8 protein-coding genes are annotated in these 16,441 nt (G+C 35.6%); 1 reads left to right on the top strand and 7 read right to left on the bottom strand.

What is annotated here, in order from left to right; all coding sequences use genetic code 11:
* Entirely contained in the window at positions 1-3,351 is a 3,351-nt protein-coding gene (locus tag LRL21_RS24385; protein WP_240418384.1) for a hypothetical protein, read from the bottom strand.
* Between the two features lie 189 nt (positions 3,352-3,540).
* Here LRL21_RS24385 and LRL21_RS24380 point away from each other — a divergent pair, with 189 nt between their 5' ends.
* The gene (locus LRL21_RS24380; RefSeq protein WP_240418383.1) at positions 3,541-3,933 is read left to right on the top strand and encodes a hypothetical protein; all 393 of its coding nucleotides are present in this window, start codon (positions 3,541-3,543) and stop codon (positions 3,931-3,933) included.
* A gap of 227 nt (positions 3,934-4,160) precedes the next feature.
* Here LRL21_RS24380 and LRL21_RS24375 read toward each other — a convergent pair whose 3' ends face one another.
* The 6 genes from LRL21_RS24375 to LRL21_RS24350 form a co-directional block, all read right to left on the bottom strand.
* The gene (locus tag LRL21_RS24375; protein ID WP_240418382.1) at positions 4,161-6,110 is read right to left on the bottom strand and encodes a UvrD-helicase domain-containing protein; all 1,950 of its coding nucleotides are present in this window, start codon (positions 6,108-6,110) and stop codon (positions 4,161-4,163) included.
* Positions 6,095-8,206 (bottom strand): ATP-dependent nuclease, encoded by a 2,112-nt coding sequence (locus tag LRL21_RS24370; protein WP_240418381.1) that lies wholly within the window; start codon positions 8,204-8,206, stop codon positions 6,095-6,097. Before LRL21_RS24370 ends, LRL21_RS24375 begins: the two co-directional genes overlap by 16 nt.
* A 543-nt stretch (positions 8,207-8,749) precedes the next feature.
* Positions 8,750-10,675: a TnsD family transposase gene (locus LRL21_RS24365; protein ID WP_240418380.1), complete on the bottom strand. Its 1,926-nt coding sequence runs from the start codon at positions 10,673-10,675 to the stop codon at positions 8,750-8,752.
* Positions 10,676-10,724: 49 nt separating this feature from the next.
* Positions 10,725-12,425: a TnsD family Tn7-like transposition protein gene (locus LRL21_RS24360; RefSeq protein ID WP_240418379.1), complete on the bottom strand. Its 1,701-nt coding sequence runs from the start codon at positions 12,423-12,425 to the stop codon at positions 10,725-10,727.
* 75 nt (positions 12,426-12,500) lie between these two features.
* A complete protein-coding gene (locus LRL21_RS24355) occupies positions 12,501-14,258 on the bottom strand; it encodes an ATP-binding protein (RefSeq protein ID WP_240418378.1) in 1,758 nt (585 codons plus the stop codon).
* Positions 14,251-16,410, bottom strand: coding sequence for a transposase family protein (locus tag LRL21_RS24350; RefSeq protein WP_240418377.1), 2,160 nt, complete (start codon positions 16,408-16,410; stop codon positions 14,251-14,253). The genes LRL21_RS24355 and LRL21_RS24350 overlap by 8 nt, the downstream gene beginning before the upstream one ends.
* Positions 16,411-16,441 lie beyond the last annotated feature (31 nt).

Raw genomic sequence — 16,441 nt, 5'->3', positions numbered from 1 at the left:
TTACTCCCATTCTCTTTTACTGCCCAAAATATTTTTCAAGTGCAGATCGAAAGAGCTATAGCCGCTGTTAGACATTAGTTTCAATTGCAGCTTTAAATTTCGAAAATAACCGATACTGCCGTCCGCCTGCTCGTCTTCTTCGATCCTAATCATTTCTAATGCATATCGAACGAGGATGTAGTTTTTGACGGATGGAATTAGATTTATAGTCTCCTCGATCTCTGATCTTATGGTAAGATCCTCCCATAACGAAACTAAAGCTTTAGGTTGGTTCAAAATATAGGTTCTATGGTTTCCTACAAATTGTTCGAGTAACTCCTCAAGTGCTATCAAGAATGCTTTCCTTTGAAAATTGGTTAGCCCTCCGAATGCTTCCGCTGAATTTTGAAATCCATGCTCCTTTACTAAGGAAATATAGAATTTGTTAAACCATTGATTTTGGATCTTTATATATCTAACATTTAATTCCTTCATTAATATAAGTCTATGTCTTGACGATTTCTCCATTTCCCACTCACGTAGAACATCACTCAATGGCTTATCATTAAGGACCAGTTTATCCATAATTTGCGTATTTCGTTCATGAATGTGGAGATCTTCAGCCCTCAGTATATTAATTTCTTTACGAAGCTCTATTTGTTCATTTTTCAACTGTTGCAAATTCTCTGCGCCTGTCGTTCTTCCTTTAGGGAGTAGTAGTTCGAGTAATACCTTTTCCTTACTCATGGCAAAGAAATCTCGCACAAGTTTTTTTTGCTGTAGCGTTAAATTATCCTTTTCATCAACCTCGTCATAGCAGAGTCCTATAAATTCTAATTCTTCCTTCTTCACCAATTGCTTGGCACTATGAATGTCAACATACTCTTTAAGTACTAATACAGGATTAAAACTAGTAAAATGCAGTTCCTCTTCATCCAAACGACTTATAAAATCCTTTTCAAAGTCTATTCCATTATATATCGCTTCAAAATCTTCTCCCTCAAAAGTTACTTCATCTTCGTGAAAGTATTCTTTAATAAGAGACCTTGCTTCTCCCTCTCGTTTCATTTGCATTATTTTCCGTTCTAATTCATGAATTTTATTTTCAATAATACTAACCAAATCTACTCCTGTTTTCTTCACACTGCTCTGCTTTCTTTTTAACCATCTCGATTGCTCCAAAACTCTAATGTTTTGTTCTTTTTCTTTCAAAATCTCACCCTTGTTATGTAATTCCACTGATATTAATGCACGGTTCTCAGCTAAGTGAATATAGGAAACAATGTTCTGAATATCATCAAAGTCAAGATCTTGATGATCGGTTACAACCTTCATGTTTCCTTCCTTTAGATTTCTCGCGAGCCGTTGCTGCACCTCTTGGCTGTTGATTCTGTCAAGCTTAATTATTAAACTGTGGTAATGCACATCATTCAAGAATTTTTCCTTAGCCCTAGCTTCATCAACCAACAGTCTCATGATCTCTTCATCAGAACGTCCAACCGAGCTTATATATTTCACCAAACTTGTAACCCAATCTTTATCTTCTCTGTATAATTTGCGTAACGTCTTATACTCGTCTTGATCTCTGGATACTGCCTTAAGATATTGACGTTCTATGTAATGTGAATCTGCTTGTGGATTGAATAAAGACCTATTTCTTCCAAGCATACTTAGAATAGTTGACAAATTATTATAAAAACCAAGAACTCCTTCCATTGTTTTCATATACGGGAACAGTGAAGGACCGTATAAATTATTTAACAGAGATACAAGTGGCTTAGTCTTAACATGATCCGCAACTTGAAATTTCGGATGAAAAAGCCTCAACAGCTTTTCAAACAAATCGGCGAGCAACAAAATCGAAATTTCATTTTTCATATGATTTTCTATCTCAAATTCACGCTTAACATTCGATGCTTCTCCTTCCTTTGCTTTAGGAAGCTCGTAGACCTCCAATTTAGAATAATCGATGAAAGTACTTACTGTTTCTAATTCTAATCCATTCCTATTAAAGTAAATCTTAATCAAATCTTTTATTCGGGTTTTGTATTCCGCTAGCTCTTTATTTGAATTAATAATAATATCTAAAAATTGTTGTACATCTAACCCTGACCATACCTTATCCCTCCGGAGATATAAAAAGTAGTAGGGACTAATCAATCCTCTTGGATTTGAGTCAAAAATACGAAAATACGCTTGTGGAATCTGAATTTTTTCTTTGTCAAAGATGGAACCTATGCATGTTTCGTTGCTGCATTCCGCTGTTATACCGGAGAGCAAATTCATAAATGAAGGGGCATCCTCATGATCTTCCCCTTCTTTCACATAATACTTGAAATCGGCTTTTTCTTGATCCGACAATGTGTTCTTCATATCATATCTAAACGCAGGTGGGAAAACCTTCTTTAAAAACTCACGACTTCGTTCAAGCCTACGGACTAGTGCTGTTTTTGATTCTTCCCAATGGGCTACAAAATCAGTGTCGTACTTTCGCGCATCAACTTTTTCCTCGTCCAACATATTCAATGTTACCGATTCAATAAATACACTATATGCCCCTGATACAAATACTATAATATTAGGGTGAGAAAAGAAGGTCCGAACGGTGTTTAGTATTTCCATACAATACTTTGCACTGATATCTACATCATCAAAGAAGATCAGAATCAGAGGTTCATGGTTCTTGTCTTTAATTATCATCTTTTTGTAGTTAACTAGAATATCTATAAAATCGTGGAAATGGTCGATCAAATTCTGATCGGAATTTACTATCTTCTCATTATCGCTAATATGCTCTTGCACGCCTTCGTCTCTTTTACGGATTATAGCCGCATAACTATCTTGTCTAAGCAAGTATGCCTTCTGTAATTCTTTATATTTTTTTTCCAGTTGACTCTTGGCACCTTTCCCACAATAAGCATCTTGCCGCCACTGATTGGTTCGTTCCTGTTCTGAATGATAGATACGTTCAATCTCCTTCATTTCACCGTGGAGGAACCCAAGTACCCATCCTAACGTATCGCTAGCCCCACTCATCTGATCTGGAACAATGAGGGGGAGAACGATATCTTGCTCCGAAAATTGCTTGGTATGAAAATATTTAAAGGTTAATAACACGGAAGTTTTACCGGAACCTCTTTCACCAAGAATGGATATGACGTTGTCGAAATTAGAACGAAAATCCCTTTTGTATTTATGAAGCCAACTAGTCTCATCCCATCGTTCCAAGCCAGCGGCTTGCTTTCGGAAGCCCTTTACCTGCTCATGCAACTTCTCATAACTCGGAAGCAGTATAGGAACTTGGTCTCTTCCCAACACCCTCGCACCAATTTTTATTCTATCGTGAAAATCTTCCTTTTGCTTGCTGTTCATAAATGCTCTCCTCTTAGTCTTTTTTTGATCATTTTTTTCTTGCGATATATTCAAATAGGGGATCTCATTTAAACTATATAAGTTGAACTAAAGGAATTCATTTCCACACCGTCGAATTAAAGAAACTTACCTAAAAGTGACGGTGAAACCAGGGAAACGACACAAACACGTATTGAGATTGAAACCTTGATGAAAAAAGAGAAAGATCGGCGCATGTTCGAGCGGTACCCCGCTATATTTCTGTATATGAAAGGCACGAATCCTCTAAAGATTCCAAGATCATTGGCAGAACGAAAAGAACCGTTTTTAAATATCCTGCGTTCTTATTGCAAGGCTGGTGTAGCCGGACTGCAAATGAACTACTCAACCGGAGCCGCGGAGCGACTCACGAAGGAACAACAAGAACAACGCATCATCCAGACAACAGGCAAACATCGTGGCGTTAAGCTACTAGCGGTTCTGAATTATGCGACAGGTCACATTCTTTGGAAAGAAGATGAACAGGTTGATGCAGTGACATTCCTATCCTTCCTTCAAAGCGTAATGAGAACGTTTCCACAAGGCAAGGAAAGATCGTCATAGTACTGGATAACGCCCCCCCACTTCTTCTGCAGCTTAATCGTAGGATTCTCATTTTTCCGTAACTGTTATAATTATCATAGCAAGCCCTTAACACCTTATTGCTTGAACTCTTAAGCACGGTGGAATTGAATCGTTTTGAAGAGTTTGGGGAAGCACAAAATTATTGCCAGGCCCGCTTACCATATATAGTACGGATATATGCTTGTTGTTTTTAATTAGATAAAATACTATGCAAAATGCTCAATTAAAAAACCAACAGACTCCATTTTAGTTTTAAAATCAGCCTCAAAATCTTTTATTTTATCAACGGAAATATATACATCCAACTTATCCTTTGCACGAGAGCATCCAACATAGAATAATTTGTACGCCAATATAATACCTTCGAGTTTATTTATTAATACTAAGCACTTCTTAAAATTAGTAACATTGCAATTATTCATATAAGTCTCAAAAACTTTCTTCAATAAAGATTCATATAAACATTGTTGCTTTTGAAGCGTATTAACAATATCATCAATAAATTTATTTATATTATTCAGTTCAGCTTGATATATTGTATTATTGATATTCGAACTTGATAATTTTACACCAATTAAGTTACTATACTCTTCTTTTATAATTTTCATTTCACCGTTCATCTTCTTTAATTCTTGATAATTGAATAGGCCTCTAGACCATATTTCCAGAAACAAATACATTTGCACATTAGGATTTGAGCCGTCTGAGATTTTTAATGCAATTGCATTATGCCCTTCTCCCTTAACCGCGTGCTGCGTAGAAATGGATTGTTTATTGCATTCATTGTAGCAATTCTTAAATTCCACATATTTCACATTGTAAATTTTTTCTTTAAATTTGTCATTTTCATTTATATTATTCATTATCTCATCAATATGAAAAACATTAATAAATTCATTATCGCGTAAATAATTCAACAAATCTTCAAGACTTATTTCTTCTTTCATTATGTTGCTTAAACTAATCAGGTGCGTGTGTATCTTCAGCTTATCCGAGTGCTTATTTATTTTCCACATTTTGTCATTCGCATATCTAAATTGTGTTACTCTCTTAATTAATTCCCCATACTTATTCTGATTAAAAAATTCAACTATATCGGTAATAAAAATTAATATGATCATTAATTCATCTGGATTTTCCATCGTTATATCAGTCAAAATCTGTTTAGGACTATATTTGTCAAATTGTTGATATTTTTCATTAAAAGCTCTGTACAACTCCCTAGCACCAATTTGGTCAAATAATTCACTATTGTACAATACCAACTGCAAAACATCGTCTTGGATCTCAATTTCATTCATATCTTTAACAATATGAAGTTTTGGTTTTTCGTCACCTTTTTTTATGTTTTCTTGTTTATAGACAGCGTCAAAGTATAAATTATTTAAAACAGTTACAATGTGTTCTTGCGAGCGCCAATTGGTATTTAAACTATTATCCTTGTGAAATACATCATCTAGCACCTTTTGAAATCCCTCAACTCTGTCATTATAGATTTGTTGCATTTCATCACCCAGCAGCACCAATTTTGTTGATGTACTAAGTGTAGCATTATAAAATAACTCTAGAATTTCAGATCTTGTATCCTGATATTCATCAATAAAAACGTGGGAATATTTTTGCGATATAATCTTATTTATTTTTGGAAATTCACAAAAAACTTCTTTTGAAAATAATAATAAATCATCATGTGATAAACGCCCATATAATAAAGAAGAAAATTGTGTTTCCCCGTAGTATATATTATTTGTATTTTCAATTAATATCTCTTTAGTTATCTTTGTTTCAATACTAATTTCTTTTCGCGCTCTATATTTTTCAAGTCGTTCTATATCTTGTGGTTCTTGACTATTTAGAATACGTTCTATTTTTTCACCAAAAATATCATAATAATAATTCACAATCTTTTTTTTCTCAAATAAAGGCGTCATCATACTAGAAATAAAAGAATGAATAGTACTAATGTCTACACGCTCATCATCAATCTTCAATATTAATTGTTCTGTTGCTCTATTCGTATAGGTGATACACAAAATTTTCTTGTTTGAAGACCTAAGTAATTTCTTTATACTATTAGAAATAGCAGTCGTTTTCCCGCTGCCAGCAGGAGCATTGACTAATGTAAAAGGTTCCGTAAAACTTATCCCTGCAGCCACTCTAATCCCTCCTTTATATAAACAGGTACTGAATTTTTTATCTGATCATGCTCAATCAGTGAGTACATAAAATCCGTTTTTTGTTGTAACTTATCTACGCGATCTCTTAGAGATGTTTCTGCCTTTTTTGGACCTGACATTTGCAAATGGTATTGGTCAATATATAAATTAAAATCTTCTTTTGATATCTTACAAAAAACTGTCCTTATATCTAACAAGCTTTTTAAGATTGCATCTTCTAATGTACGCGCATACCCATCTTTATTTGTTTGAAATTTTAAACACACTAATTCATTCCCAGGATATACACCTTTGTTTTTTATTTGAGATTTGATAATATCTTTCACTTTCTTTTTTCCAGTTATTTTTTCAATAGCTTGGTTTGTAGTATTGCTCCCGAGTACTTCTTTTATTAAAAGGTTAATATTTTCGTGAAAGTCCGTTGTATCACAAACGTAATCTATATCGCTAAGTATTAATGTTTTAATTTTCAAAAAATTAATCAATTTCAAGTAATTGTGAGCATAGGCTCCACCAACCTGAATGAATGATATGTATTGAGTGGAAAGGCTCTTATACCTCTGATCATTAGACATAAGATACTTTAACAAAAGCCTTTCCGCATCACCTTCAAACAAAATCAGTTTATCTGCAAACACCATTTCGATCATATTAAATTGAAAAAATTTACTGTAGAATTTTTTTTCGTCAGGATTTAAATTTGTCAAAAATTGCTGAAGATCGTATACATTGGTTTCCACATGACTGTCAGGTCTTAATACTCGTATGCCGGGTAACTTAATCGACTTGGTCATTTCACTGGAATGCGTCGTTATGAACATTTGAAAAAGTGTTACGTCTTCGCTTTCAAGCTCACCCGAAGATGCTGCTGCTGCTTCAAGTATGCTATTCGTCTCATAAGTTTCTAATGGACTTATCGTTAGAAATTTATCATTTATTTGCTCTGCATTAGCTAGATTTTGATCTGTTGCATTCATACGATTTAAGTACTGTATAAATACATTCTCCATTTGTGGGTGCAAGTGAGCTTCCGGCTCCTCAAACACTAATAAATTCACCTTTTCTTTATCCAGCTTTTCTCTAAATATCTGTGTTTCTAGTAATAAATATATAAGATTACTGTATCCTAGCCCCTGTTTCTGCTCCTTTATCTTTCCCCCTCCATCTTGTTCGAAGTATATTTTGGTGAATTCTAACAATACTTTTTCGATATCTTGGTTCTCTAATTTAAAATCAATTCCCAACTTTCCCGTTTTTCCACCATTTGTTTTTGAAAAATCATCTAACGTTTGCTTTAATGTGTTTATGGTTATTTCATCAATTTTACTAGATAATTTTTTTTCAATTAATAGCTCATTTAGATCCTTAATTAATTCATCAAGACCGATCTTCCACTTCGTATCATTTCTCACAGTTTTAAGTAAATGTTTACTTAAAAAACTCTGTTTTTCTTCAGAAGTATCTGATAATTTTCTTAAAGCATAAACACAGTGATAATTAAATAATTTATAGAAATCTTCTTTGTTATTTATCGAAATTCTATCTTTCGCATTCTCATCGCAATAGAATATGCTTGATTCTAACGATGAAAACAGCTCCATTATGTCTTGTTTTTTTTCGACAATGTCTAAAATATCCTTCTCCTTGCATTTTTTATATCCATACTCTACAACAAAATAGTAGTTTCGTTTCAGCACATCAAATTCCGAAACATAATCAGAAAATAATTTCAAATCATCATTTTCATCATATTGAATACTTATACAAACCGTTATTTTATTTAGAGTATTACGAATTGCTTGCAATTTCTCTACTTTCTCATCATCAGTCAAACTGGAGTCACTACTAATACTTTGCAATTTTTCTAAATCTTCTTTGCGAGCGTTATAGTTCATATCGTCTATTGTCACAGAATCCTTTCGACTTGACAAAAGAATGCTAGACATTAACTCAACAATTGATGTTTTACCTGCATTATTTGAACCTGCTATCGCTGTCAAAGTTCTATCCAAATATATATCTTCATTACGAAATTTTCTGTAATTCCGTATATTAATTTTCTCAATTTTAATCATCAAAATATCTCCTTAGAAATATATTCTTTCGTAATTTAGAGCAAATTAAAAAATTTAGAAACTAAATTATTTATAATTACACTCTATTCATTAACACAATTACATTCTTAATCTCCTTCACTAAACCATCGTTGTCACTTCATATTTAAAAAATCAAACCTTAGCTGTAGCCCTAGGTTAACTGCTGATACATGGTTACTGGTATTATTTTCTATTAGTTCTATTATACTATAATTGATAAAAATCGACAGTATTTTCCTTTATTTTAATCTGCTAAACGACAAAAAAGGGGTACAGTCCCCCTTTTGATTTTATACGTTCTGAATCTCTACTATTTGCAGTAAATACATTATGCATATAAATATACCCCTATAGAATCTTCGATAGGATAAAATTGTGTTCTGTGTAAATTCATCATATCCATAATGATTCTAAAAGCTGCCAAGTGACGAAGCCGGTATTGTTCCTCAATCTCCGCAACTTGTTATAACACCTCTTTTGTTATGGGTAAATGTTAACTGTGTTCTTAACACTACCAGCTTATTATATTTTTTCAATACATTGCCTTAACGCTGCTTCTATTTTAAGCCGCTCCTCGCTAGTACAATGCCTGTATCCTCTTCTGATTTTGAGGCTGTCAAAAGTAATTTCTTGATACCGATTTCCTTTCAAAAACTCAACCATCTTCGGTAAAATGCGAATTAAATAATCTATCTTCTGTTCAGCACATTCACTTAAAGCATTTTGGGATAAGGGTAATGAAGATTTGTATTGTCCATATCTACCAATATCCTTTTTCGACAAGCGTGCCAGTATAGTATAAGGTTTTATTTGTTTCACAGGGTTTTCATGAAAGATTTGCTTTGAAATACTTTTTATATGATTACTTATTTCAAGATCGATTAAACCAAGATCTAGTTCTCTACTCCCCCCCTTACATGCAGGGGTCATATTTTTCTCAAACCAAGCTTTGTCATACTTCGATAGCCAATTATATTGAACCGGATGTAACTTCTTTAAATCTGTCCTACTTAGTGTGCTCCTCTCATGTAATAAATGTCTGAAGACTTCTCTAATTCGAATGCGTTTGAGTTCATCTACAGTAGCACTTACTTCTTTCAAACCTTTTAGTATTTCATCCTCGCAAATATCTGTTCTAACCGACTTTATCACTTTCGATTTTCTTGGAGAATATTTGGCTACAGTTGTTTCTGAAATATTTAATTGTTTTGATATTTCTCTAGTATTCCATCCAACATTAAACAACCCTTGTATTTGATCATGTAATTCAAACCCTATTGTCACAATGAATAAGGTTTCGTCTTGTTCATTATTCTTAAATCGCTTTTTTCGTATGTAGGTATAACCACATTCTTTACATTCGAATTCTCCAGAAATATACCCTCCTCTTTGTATCATTTTATAGGATTTTATCGTTTTCTTGGGATAACAACTACAGTTTGGGTTTCGGCACTCCCATGGTCCTGACTCAAATGGCAATTCTAACGCGAATGAGTAGTTAGTATTTAGAAATTTCTCTACGGATCCTTCAAGAAACCTCATTAATAATATATAAAATAATATATGTGAGTTCATATATTCTGGATTAAATAGCCTCTTTATTGTTCTACGGGCATATAGTTTATTCTTTTTTTGACCAAACCCTATCAATATACTCTCAGAGTAATATTCAAAGAAATCATGTAAGAGCTGGGTCTTATACACAATTCCCGACGAGTGTATATACCCTCGTTCCCCTAAACAAGCAAGGAACCTCTGTGACATCTCAACTGCATTTATATCTACGTCATTTTCAGTAAGATAAATAATATCCCTAATTAATCCATACTTTAACTGTCCTAAAGTATCTGTCTGATACAAATCAACATCAGATAATAAATGGCCATTGGGACACTCTGGTTTACACAGGAGACTATCCCCAATTGATCTTGAGAGAACCTCATCACATGTCGGGCACCTCGAAATAAGATATAGATTATGTTTGTAACAAACATTAATATATTGGACCTGATGATATTTATGAACGAAGCATTCACCATAAGTTTTATAATCATCATTCAAACATTCTAGGCAATAACTAATGTTCTCACTAATCGTCCCCTTTTCTGAACTCCCAGATAAAACCCCGGCTAACGAGGTTTTACCTTCATCGCCATAAAGAATATCTTTAATAATTTCATTACTTTGATGCTTCGTAGTAAATAGTTGAAAAAGCCGAAGTAAGGTTGTCTTTAGTAAAATATCTGCTATTTTTACCTGCCGCGGTACTCTTTGACCCAAAAAGCCAAGATTTCGTGGGAGGTGCCTAATTTTAAATGTGTTTAGGCCAAATAATTGCTGAATTGTTTTGGAGTAAACTGTACCATTTTCATAATAATGATACCGATAAACCACACTTCTAAAATCTTCATTTGGATATGGAGTTGGGAAAAATCCTAGGTTAAGCATTTAACACCCCTCTTCTATAGGACGGTTCGGTCTCAGTTGATTAATTCATTCATTTTTTTAACACGGCTTTATTTAAGGGGTAGTTTAACCCAGCCACTTTTAATAGCCTCCAACCTAAGACCTTCATCTCCGTACATTGCAGTTTATTAGCCGCCAAGACAAGCCTTCTCACTTGGTATTCTTCTGTGGACTCGCTCGATGATTGAATAAGTTTTTTCGTATTGGGTAGTTTCTCAAGATTTTTATCTGTGATCTTAAATAACAATTTATCCGCGGCAATGTTTCTTACTATTGAACTCTTGGAAATTCGAAGTGGCTTGTTCTTGGATTTAATTTTTACAATGGCGTTTACTACTTCAGGGGATAACAATGCATCTCTCTCTTCCCAATTAGTTCTGCCAAAAGTGCTCCCCCGTAGTTTCTTCTCTCTATTTTTCTTTGGAGAGATACCTCCAGCACTGAGATATTTCACTTTGGTTTCACATTTGTTCGTTAAGAAAGACGTTTGATTCTTCACTGTTCCAGGATCTACACCCAATGTTGCAGCTTTTGCACGCAACGATTTGTCGCTGTCATTCAGTTCAATTAGCTTGGTGTACCATGCCTTACCAAAATATTTAATCCTACCTACTCTGTATCTGTCCTCTGTGCCTTTATCAGGCCCCCTACGTGAATAGACGAACCCACACGAACACGAGAAAAACCCGACCGGCAACCCGGTTTTGGAACATCGGGTAACTTGGCATTGTTCAATGACAGCTGCTTCAAAGTGAGCGGCAGCCTTGTTAAGACATGGCCACGGCCCTTCACCAAATGGGTAAGTGCTCGTATAATTTCTATTTGATTCACATAATTGGTTAAGGTATCTACTTAGTATCAAGTGTCTGAGGGGCTGGGTTAGCTCTTTATTCCCCCTTACTGCTTTATGCAGCCATGAATCACTACTTTTCAATTTAATGGGGCAATGGAGAAATTGCAGTAACCCATCACCAAAGTAATCTTGAAAATCCCTAATAAGCCGATCGAAACGAACTCTCCCCCCGCCAGTCAAATACCCCTTCTCTTGCAAAGCAGGCGTGTAGTTGGGTATTTTTTGTCCGAGAGATGAGTTCAGAATTAACGCCGATTGTTCAGCAATGAACTGGAGATGCTCTACCCATCCTGAGTTAATCTCCTCAATCTGATATTGTTCTGTATTAAGTTCAGAAAGCGGTATAAATGCAAATTTGTGATCACGTGTAGAATAAGTCACATCGCTTTTGATTAGTTGTCTTTTATGAACATCACAAAAAACAACACCGGGTAATTGATGAGAACGGTGCCAGTAAGGCTCACCTATCTCAAGATCTTCGTTATAACATTGCGGACAAAACTTCAGCTGAGCTGGAGACTTAATAAGACTCGCAGGGAGACCTAATTTTGAATGTACTACTCCCGATGAAGCTCCCTGGGCCATCAGCGCTCTTGCTTCATTAACTTTTTCTTTGTGAAAGAAAGTTGAGTAGTACGGAAGTAACGTATGGTATTGGATCAGGTGCCTTACTGAATAGCCACCATTAATCCGATCTGTTAGTTTATCTAAATGACTTGGCAAATCAACAGTTGCACACACAAGTCGATCTCCGAACAAGTCTTCAATAGTCTGTTTCTGAGTCCTATTACCAGAAATTTGGTGATAACGAGCAATACCACTATATAACAATTCGTCATTATATAAAGTAGGGAAATGAGCTAGCAATAGAATCATCATCCTCTCAATTAATACTCAATTACGCTTCAATCGCTAGCACTTTTCCCTATGCAGTTTAGTACTATTTTCACCAAATTAAATTATCAGTCTGGAGATATCATCGTTTGACGGAATACTCCCCATTTCGACCAATTTTTCATAAATGGCTTCACTTCCCTTATCCGTTCCTCGTGCAGCATTCCTTAAATCATCTATTTCTAAAATTCCCTCTTCCTTCTGCTTCCTCTTTGCTGTTGATACATTTGAGTTCTTTTTACTACTGACAGTATTATCTGCAGGGCGCTTAATATCTTCAGTCGCAGCACTTAAATAGACCTCTTCAACTACTTGCTTCCTAAGCTCTACAAAATCTTTTTCTACTTCATTCGATTGTAAGATTCGCTGTGCTATTTGTTCTGCTGAAGTAGAAGTGGCACCGAAATCTATGGCTGTCTTTACAAGCTCAATATACTTTTCCTGATCCTGTTCAATTTTGTCATCACGCATTATTTTCGTTCGGATCTCACCTTGAATATTTACTTTTTCAGATGATTTTTTGAGATACTGATCTAGAACATTCCATTCTGGATATAGATCATCCACTAAGGATAAGAGGGCTGGATCGTTTCTTCTCAATATTTTTAATAACGGCTGTACTAACTGCATATGTCTCTTGGCAACAGACTTTAGGAGTCCTACTGTAATCTTCTCATCCTTCGGATCCACTTCCTCCATTGCTTCCCACTGAGCAAGCATGTATAGTTTAACGGCTATATCAACGATTCCTTGGGAGAGGTCGTATATTGTTTTTTTTATCGGTTCCGACAGTGGAGAATTTCTTGCTGTCCATTGATATCTCCATAAGGCATTTAAGAAATAGTTCCAGTCGTCTCCCTCTGTTAAGCGATCCATAATTAAATCACCCTGCCCCGTACTCCTCCGTGCCTGACTAAACGATCCTGAAAGAAGTCGCATCGCCTTAAAAGTCCCTATCAAGACAACCGGAACACCAATTGTATTGATCAGTTGTGTAAAATAATTCAACATTCTTTCGGCACCGCCGCTTTTCATAAAACTCAAATTTTGAATTTCATCTATAACTAAGACGCCAAGTCCATGAAGGGTTGCAAGATGAGCCATAATTGGAATGAGCATATCTACTGATGCTCCTTTAGAGGCAAACTTCTGAAAATAATTAGTCCCCAAATGGGAATCGATTGCTTGCAAAAAGTTAAAACATAGCCCTTTAAGCGAACCATCAAATGGACAATTAAGTTTTAACCACACGATCTGTTTCCTAATAAAAGGTTTTCCTTTGTATTCCACATGATGGATCACTTGAGGATATAGCAATAAAGAGCTCTCTATCGCCGTAGTCTTTCCTTGTCCACTAACTCCAAGAATGGCAAAGCCGGCAGCAGTGGACCTTACTCCAGCTATATTTAAACCAGATGAGTCTACACCAGCATCAAGGATCTCATCAAAGCCAATATGAAATTGACGAATTGACTCCCGAGCCAGTGGGTTTCTAGCCTTATATCCATGCCGAATTAGTCTTGATAACCTCTGCTCAATGAGTATATGTGACTGCAGTGGCTCTACGTAGTCGGAAATCTGTTGAACCAAATGTAGTCTTGTTTGTTTCCCCAGCTTTCGCTGTTCTTCGTTATAATCGGGGTATTTCGCAATTTTGGAAATGACCTGATGATCCTCAAAGATAGGAGGCAATGATTCAATAAATGGGTTATCTTTGTAACCTCCAATTACCTGTTCAGCGTATACTGCCTCTACTTGTTCACCTACTAAGCTGGGGATATACTGATACTTATTTTCCATAATAAGCTTTCTAGCCATGAATTCGCTCCTCCTTAATACTTGCTAATAGTTGTAACTTTGATTTTGGTCGATATGTATCAATTGAAGTTACATTAACTTCTTGTTCCTCTACACTATTTTGAAGCTTGCCCAATTCATAGGACTGAGATTTTCGAATTTCATCTCTTTCCTGTGCTCGATTTTTACGAATGTCGGATTTTCTCTCTGTTTTGGTCAAGGTAGTATCTATTTGCTCTTCCATTCGTTTTGTTGCCTTATCTACAATTGCTTCGAGTTTAGCACTCAATGCAACTTCTTCTTGCAATTCGTTAGAACGATAAATACTCCGACTTAATTTATCTTGGTACTGTGATTCTTTAATTTCTTCAAGGGATAAATCTCGATATCTAGATGACTTATCTAACAAAAAGCACTTAATAAAACCTCTTCCATTATCCGTTTTGACATATACATGATTCATGCATCTTCTGTCATAAGAAATGACCGTTTTAATGGACTTTCCTTTTATAAACCAACCTTGTCGAACAAGTTCTTCACTACCAAAATACATCCCCTCAAAATAGATTCCTTCCCGACTTGCAGTGACACTCTTCTCCGGCATAACATTTAGCCTTACAATGTCTGGATGTACTTCCTTTAGAAAGTGATTATGCGCCACACCCCAGTTCCAAAGTTCACGAGCTATCGGTTTAACGTTATCTTTTGCTTCTGCTTTATCTAGTGGATAATGCTCCATATAATGAGAGTTATTTCGATAAAGGATTCTCTCGATGAACATGGTTGTAAAATCTTTAAGTGTTAACTTCGCATCCAATACATAATCGGGGCCTCCTCGTTTTATATATTCCTTCTTAACTGCTCCTGGCATCCAAGGTTGCAGCGTTAGATTCAATGTCCTAAACTGTTGCTCAACAATCCCCTTTAAGTCAGCACGGTATGGAGGTGCATTTTTCAGCTTAATGCCGAGTGCTTTGGCCAATGAGTCTGCGTTCTTACTCTCCATTTCTCCGCGATCAGCATAAAAGTTTTCAGGCATGTGATGGCATGGCCAATCTTCTGGTTGAATGGGAATATCGTACTGGGCACAAAACTCCACCTTATTGACTGCTGTATTCTCAAGAGCCATCATCATGCCTTGCCAAGAGGGCCCTTCTAAACCAACGTAAAATCCAACAATCATATGACTCCACACATCAACGACAATGTAAACAACTGGCCTTCCAATTATCTGATTTGGGTCATCAGAGCTAACTAGATACACATCAGCTACAGTAGCGTCTATCTCAAAGATTTGTCCCGGACCTGATGCCTTTCTTGTTTCCGAGCCAAGAAGTGCCCGGAAATCACGGTTAAAAGTTACCTCCCCTTCCCTTGCAACCAACCTTTTACCACGTGGAAAATGAGTTTTAATATGATAGCGCAACTGAGTTATACTTGGAACTTTATACTCAGGTGGAATTATAGGTATTTCCACTTTATTTCTGATCTCTGTTCCAATTGCAAAGTGGTTTTTAAGCATTTGGACATACGTAAATCGTACAGAATCACGTCGGTTAATCTTCAAATATATATCTCTAATAACTTTATCGAAGATTTTTCGAATCCCCTCGTTAACTACGATACCCTCCATATCGGGACTAATTGCCTTTTTCGTTTCTCTAGGTCTTCCCATCTTCTTAGTTGGGTTTTTCTTTCCACCCGGCTTGCCGCATTTCCGAAATCGAGGAAGCAAGGCATTTACCATTTTGCCTCCTGTCCAATAATAGTGAAGATATTTGTAAAAGCTATTTTTCCCTTTACCTGTTTCATCACATGCTTTCTTAATCATTTGATATCTTTCCGTTGGATTATATACATTAGGTTCAATATCAACCATTTCACTAATTAAACTCCATGCATGATCCCTAATTTGAATTTCTTTAGTGGTTAACTTATCGTCAGTTATCATAAATTTTGTATAAGGATCATATTCACGTTTAAGTAGAAATCCACTTTTTATTTCTAACTCCATTGCGGAAAGGCTTTTCAGAACAGGTAGGCCTTTCTTATCTAGAATTGAGATTGTCACGACTAGATCCTTATCACGATTCATCCAGAGTATTCTTTCACAATCGATTAGTTTGGCCTCGCCATCGCGTCTATCGAATAAATTATTAATAAAAAAATCCAAAGTTACTTCCTCCAGCTTTATTTTGTCTTTT

Origin of the sequence: Paenibacillus periandrae, from assembly GCF_022458865.1 — a bacterium.
In the GTDB taxonomy this organism is placed as follows: domain Bacteria; phylum Bacillota; class Bacilli; order Paenibacillales; family NBRC-103111; genus Paenibacillus_S; species Paenibacillus_S periandrae.
The sequence above is the reverse complement of the archived record's forward strand: the minus strand, read 5'-3'. Positions and strand labels throughout refer to the sequence as shown.